This window comes from Pseudomonas sp. 24 E 13 (genome assembly GCF_900004715.1).
GTDB classification, from domain to species: domain Bacteria; phylum Pseudomonadota; class Gammaproteobacteria; order Pseudomonadales; family Pseudomonadaceae; genus Aquipseudomonas; species Aquipseudomonas orientalis_A.
In genome coordinates, this window is sequence record NZ_CVTO01000126.1 from 151,338 (window position 1) to 157,148 (window position 5,811).

Genomic DNA, 5,811 nt, shown 5'->3' on the forward strand with positions numbered 1-5,811 from the left:
CAGGTAGATACGCGTTAGCTCCCTCGCCACAGGTGCGGTGTCGCACCAAAATTGTGTAGATACCTATGGCCATCGGAGGCAAGCCCCCTCCCACATTGGCACCTGAGCTGTTAGCGTTGCGGACATTCGATGCTTACGGAAAACGCGACTGATGCATTTCGCAAAATGGTTACACACCAGCACCCTGCTGGTCGGCTTGAGCTTTTTACTGGGCGGCTGCGCCAGCGTTTCCCAGACCTCCACTCCGGCAACCCTGGATAAGCTGTTGAGCGACCCGGCATTGCAAGGCGCGACGGTCTCGCTGATGGTGCGCGACGCCCGCACTGGCGCCACGCTCTACCAGCACAACCCCCGTACACGGTTGGTGCCCGCCTCCAACCTCAAACTGCTGACCACCGCCGCAGCGATGGATGTGCTGGGCCCGCAATACCGCTTCGCCACGCAACTGTTGAGCGATGGCACCCGCCAGGGCGATCATCTTACCGGCAATCTCTACCTGCGCGGCCTGGGCGACCCGACCCTGCAGTACGCCGACTATCAGGCGCTGGCGGCGCAACTGGCCAGCCAGGGCGTGCGCCAGGTGCAGGGCGACCTGGTGTTCGACGATACCTGGTTCGATGCCGAGCGGCTGGGGGTCGACTGGTCCCATGATGATGAAACCACCTACTACGGCGCGCAGATTTCCGCGCTGACGGTGTCGCCCAATACGGATTTTGATGCCGGCAGCGTGTTGGTCACCGCCAAGGCGCCGGTGCGGGTTGGCCAGCCCGTGAGTGTCGATATCTATCCGCCCACCGACTACCTCCAATTGAGCAATCGCGCCGTCAGTGGGCCGGGTAACAGCTATGGGATCAATCGCCGGCATGGCACCAACCTGTTGCAGCTCAGCGGCGCGGTGGCAGCGGGACGGCAGAATCAGCAGCTGATCAGCGTCTGGGAGCCGACACAACTGGTGGCCAATCTGTTTGAACAAGCCTTGGCGCAACAGGGCATTACGGTGCAGGGTCGTCGCGTAATGCGCGGGGCGAGCCCGGCGGCGGTGACGATGCTGGCCGAGCACCAATCGGCGCCGTTGCAGGCGTTGATCGTGCCGCTGCTCAAACTCTCGAACAACAACATGTCCGAAGCCTTGCTCAAGGCCATGGGGCGCCAGACCGCCAACAGCGGCACGGCGGCGGCGGGTGCGTTGGCCGTGGCCGGCTTTCTCAAACGCCAGGGGCTGGACACCGCCACGTTCAGCCAGGTCGACGGCTCCGGCCTGTCGCGGCGCAATCTGGTGTCGTCGCAAACCTTCACCGACCTGCTGCTGGCCGCCGGCAAACAGCCGTGGTTCACCGCCTGGTACGACGCACTGCCGATTGCCGGCAACACTGACCGCATGACCGGTGGCAGCCTCGGCTATCGCCTGCGCGGCACCCCGGCCGAAAACAATTTGCACGCCAAGACCGGCTCCATGACCGGTGTTTCCTCATTGAGCGGCTACGTGACCGATGCCCACGGGCGCAGGTTGCTGTTCTCTATGCTGACCAACAACTACGTGGTGGCCGGCGCGCAGGTCAAGACGCTGGAAGATCGTGTGGCAGTGGCGCTGTCGCGCTGGGACGACTGATTCAGGGCTGATAGCCCATGCGCCAACTCACGGCCCGGGTCGCCGCCAGCAAATGCTGCGCCGCCGGGCCGTCTTCATCGGCGTGGAACAGCGAGGTGGGACCGACCACGGTCATGACCGCCGCCACGTGCCCGGTCGCGTTGAACACGGGCGCTGATAACGCATCCACCCCAGGCATCAGCAAGCCATGCACAAAGTGCAGGCCACGGCTGCGGATCTGTTCGCGCAGGGTGGCGTAGGCCACATCGTCCGCCAAGGCGTGGGCGGTACCGGCCTGTATCTCGCGCTCACGCAAGTCCACGGTCTCCCGCGACGGCAGGTAGGCGCTGAACACCAGCCCGGTGGACGAGCTCAAGAGCGGCAATACCGACCCCAACTGCGTCACCACCGTGACGGCGCGCACCGCCGGCTCGATCTGCACCACGGTCGCGCCCTGATTGCCCCACACCGCCAGAAAGCAGGTTTCATTCAACTCATCGCGCAGCTCCGCCAGCGGCAGTGCGCCGACCTTCAGCACATCCATGCTGCCCAGCGCCGCCAGGCCCACGCGCAACGCTTCGCGGCCCAGGCCATAGTGGTTGGTGGCGGGGTTTTGTTCGGCAAAGCCCGACGCGATCAGCGCCTGCAAGTAGCGGTGCACCTTGCTCGCCGGCATCTGCACATGGTCGGCCAGGCGCGACAATGACGTGGACGGCGACAGTTGTGCCAATGCCTTGAGGATATCGGTGCCCACCTCAGCCGAGCGGACTTTCTGTTTACCGGTGTCGCGGGGCTTTTCCATGGGAGAGCGAGAATCCGAAAGATAAGTGGGCGTCTTTATAGCTTGACGCTCCCTGGCGATCAAATTACGTTATGCGTAACTGGATTACGATAAAAACAACTGACCCAGAGGACGCTCCATGAACCTCGAATACCTGTCGGGCTTTGGCAACGAATTTGCCAGCGAAGCCTTGCCTGGCGCACTGCCCGTTGGCCAGAACTCGCCGCAGAAAGCGCCCTACGGGCTGTACACCGAACTGTTCTCCGGCACCGCGTTCACCATGGCGCGCAGCGAAGCGCGGCGTACCTGGCTGTACCGCATCCAGCCGTCGGCCAATCACCCGGCCTTTATCAAGCTGGAGCGGCAATTGGCCGGTGGGCCGCTGGGCGCTGTGACGCCCAACCGGTTGCGCTGGAACCCGTTGGAAGTTCCAGCTGAGCCGACCGACTTTATCGACGGGCTCGCAGGGATGGTCGCCAACGCCGGGTCGGAAAAACCCTCAGGGATCAGCATTTACCACTACCGCGCCAATCGGTCGATGGAGCGGGTGTTTTTCAACGCCGACGGCGAATGGTTGATCGTGCCCGAACAGGGCCGGTTGCGTATCGTCACTGAGCTGGGCGTACTGGAAGTCGAGCCGCTGGAAATTGTGGTGTTGCCACGAGGTCTCAAATTTCGCGTCGAACTGCTCGACGCCCAGGCACGCGGCTACGTCGCCGAAAACCACGGCGCGCCGCTGCGCCTGCCGGACCTTGGCCCGATCGGCAGCAACGGCCTGGCCAACCCGCGCGACTTCCTGACGCCGGTCGCGCACTACGAAGACCGCAAGCAACCGACCACCCTGGTGCAGAAATTCCTCGGCGAGCTGTGGGCCTGCGAGCTCGACCATTCGCCGCTCAACGTGGTCGCCTGGCACGGCAACAACGTGCCGTACAAGTACGACCTGCGCCGCTTCAACACCCTCGGCACGGTGAGCTTCGATCACCCGGACCCGTCGATCTTCACCGTCCTGACCTCGCCCACCAGCGTGCATGGCCTGGCCAACCTCGACTTCGTGATCTTCCCGCCGCGCTGGATGGTCGCCGAGAACACCTTCCGGCCACCGTGGTTCCACCGCAACCTGATGAACGAATACATGGGCCTGATCCAGGGCGCCTACGATGCCAAGGCCGAGGGTTTCCTGCCCGGTGGCGCGTCGTTGCACAGCTGCATGAGCGCCCATGGCCCGGATGGCGAAACCTGCACACGGGCGATCAATGCCGAGCTGGCACCGCACAAGATCGATAACACCATGGCCTTCATGTTCGAGACCAGCCAGGTGCTGCGTCCCACCCAGTTCGCCTTGCAATGCCCGCAATTGCAGCCTTCTTACGACGCGTGCTGGGCCGCGCTGCCCGCCACCTTCAATCCGAATCGGAGATAACCCATGACTCAACCAACGCAGACCCGCAGCTGGGTGGCCTCGGCCAACGGTCACGCGGACTTTCCCCTGCCGAACCTGCCGCTGGGTGTGTTCAGCATCAATGGCTCGGCGCCGCGCAGTGGCGTGGCGATTGGCGACGCGGTTCTCGACCTGCACGCGGCACTGGACCAGTTCGACGGTGACGCCCGGCGAGCGGTAGAAGCCACCGCCGGTGGCCAATTGAACGGCTTTTTCGAACTCGGCCGCGGCCCCCGCTTGGCTCTGCGCGAGCGCCTGCTGGAATTGCTGGCCGAAGGCAGCACGTTGCAAACCCGTGAAGCGCAGGTGTTGCACCGTGCCGCCGATTGCCAGATGCACCTGCCGGCCAGGATCAATGACTACACCGACTTCTATGTGGGCATTGAACACGCGCAGAACGTCGGCAAACTGTTCCGTCCCGACAACCCGCTATTGCCCAACTACAAGTACGTGCCGATTGGTTACCACGGCCGTGCCTCGACCATTCGCCCCTCGGGCACCGAGGTGCGTCGCCCCAAAGGCCAGACCTTGCCCGCCGGCCAGACCGAGCCGACGTTCGGCCCCTGCGCGCGCCTGGACTATGAGTTGGAACTGGGTATCTGGATCGGCCAGGGCAATGCCATGGGCGACGCGATTGCCATTGGCGACGCGGCCGAACATATTGCCGGTTTCTGCCTGCTCAACGACTGGTCGGCGCGGGATATCCAGGCCTGGGAATACCAGCCGCTCGGGCCGTTTCTTTCCAAGAGCTTCATCACCAGCATCTCGCCATGGGTGGTGACGGCCGAAGCGCTGGAGCCATTTCGCAAGGCGCAACCGCCGCGTCCCGCAGGCGATCCGCAGCCGTTGCCGTACCTGCTGGACGTTCGCGACCAGAAGGCCGGCGCCTTCGATATCGAGTTGGAAGTGCTGCTGACCACCGCATCAATGCGTGAACAGAACCTGCCGGCCCATCGCCTGACCTTGAGCAACACCGAGCATATGTATTGGACCGTGGCGCAAATGGTGGCGCACCACAGCGTCAACGGTTGCCAATTGCAAGCCGGTGACCTGTTTGGTTCGGGGACCTTGTCGGGCCCGCAGCCGGGGCAGTTCGGCAGCCTGCTGGAAATCACCGAAGGCGGCAAAAAGCCGATTGAGTTGGCATCCGGCGAGGTGCGTAAGTTCCTCGAAGACGGTGATGAAATCATCCTGCGTGCCCGCTGCCATCGTGAAGGCTTCGCCTCCATCGGTTTCGGTGAATGCCGCGGTACCGTGGTCGCCGCGCGCTGAGAGGGCAGGGTCATGGAACTGTATACGTACTACCGTTCTACCGCGTCGTACCGGGTGCGCATCGCCCTGGCGCTCAAGGGCCTGGATTTCACTGCGGTGCCGGTCAATCTGCTGGTGCCGGCCGGCGGCGCCAATCGCCAGCCCGAGTACCTGGCGATCAATCCGCAAGGGCGCGTGCCGGCCTTGCGCAGCGATGAGGGGGCGCTGCTGATCCAGTCACAGGCGATCATCGAGTACCTGGAGGAGTGTTATCCACAGGCGCCGTTGCTTTCCAAAGACCTGGTCGTTCGAGCCCATGAACGCGCGGTGGCGTCGATCATTGCCTGCGATATCCATCCGTTGCATAACTCCAGTACCCAGAATCTGCTGCGCCAGTGGGGTCACGATGAGGAGCAATTGCTGGAGTGGATTGGGCATTGGATCAGCCAGGGCCTGGGCGCGGTGGAGCAGTTGATTGGCGACACAGGATTCTGCTTTGGCGAGCAGCCGGGCTTGGCGGATGCGTTTCTGATTCCCCAGTTGTATGCCGCCGAACGTTTCAACGTGCCGTTGGGTGCGTACCCGCGTATTGGGCGAGTGGCGGCGTTGGCGGCGCAGCGTCCGGCCTTCATGCAGGCCCATCCGGCCAACCAGCCTGACACGCCATAGGCTGCATGGGGCCAAATGTGGGAGGGGCGGTGCGACGATTCGACTTGCCCCCGATGGCGGCCTCTGGGCCGACCAGGATGT

Annotated in this window: 5 protein-coding genes; 4 read left to right on the forward strand and 1 reads right to left on the reverse strand. The window is 63.6% G+C overall.

Translation table 11 applies throughout. From position 1 onward, the window contains the following. Positions 1–151: 151 nt before the first annotated feature. Positions 152–1,609: a D-alanyl-D-alanine carboxypeptidase/D-alanyl-D-alanine endopeptidase gene (dacB, locus tag BFP90_RS16185; RefSeq protein ID WP_065897364.1), complete on the forward strand. Its 1,458-nt coding sequence runs from the start codon at positions 152–154 to the stop codon at positions 1,607–1,609. A gap of 1 nt (position 1,610) precedes the next feature. Here dacB and BFP90_RS16190 read toward each other — a convergent pair whose 3' ends face one another. Then, complete coding sequence (locus BFP90_RS16190) at positions 1,611–2,390, reverse strand: IclR family transcriptional regulator (RefSeq protein WP_065897365.1); 780 nt, start codon at positions 2,388–2,390, stop codon at positions 1,611–1,613. A 118-nt stretch (positions 2,391–2,508) separates the two neighbouring features. On the opposite strand from BFP90_RS16190, the gene hmgA reads away from it, so the two are divergent. The 3 genes from hmgA to maiA are packed head-to-tail and all read left to right on the forward strand — an operon-like array spanning position 2,509 to position 5,730. Continuing rightward, entirely contained in the window at positions 2,509–3,792 is a 1,284-nt protein-coding gene (gene hmgA / locus BFP90_RS16195; protein ID WP_065895339.1) for a homogentisate 1,2-dioxygenase, read from the forward strand. A 3-nt stretch (positions 3,793–3,795) separates the two neighbouring features. Then, positions 3,796–5,082 carry a fumarylacetoacetase gene (gene fahA, locus BFP90_RS16200; protein ID WP_065897367.1) on the forward strand — a complete coding sequence of 429 codons (1,287 nt, stop codon included), beginning with the start codon at positions 3,796–3,798 and terminating at the stop codon, positions 5,080–5,082. Between the two features lie 12 nt (positions 5,083–5,094). Then, positions 5,095–5,730, forward strand: a complete 636-nt coding sequence (maiA, locus tag BFP90_RS16205; protein ID WP_065897369.1) for a maleylacetoacetate isomerase — start codon at positions 5,095–5,097, stop codon at positions 5,728–5,730. The last annotated feature ends 81 nt before the right edge of the window (positions 5,731–5,811 follow it).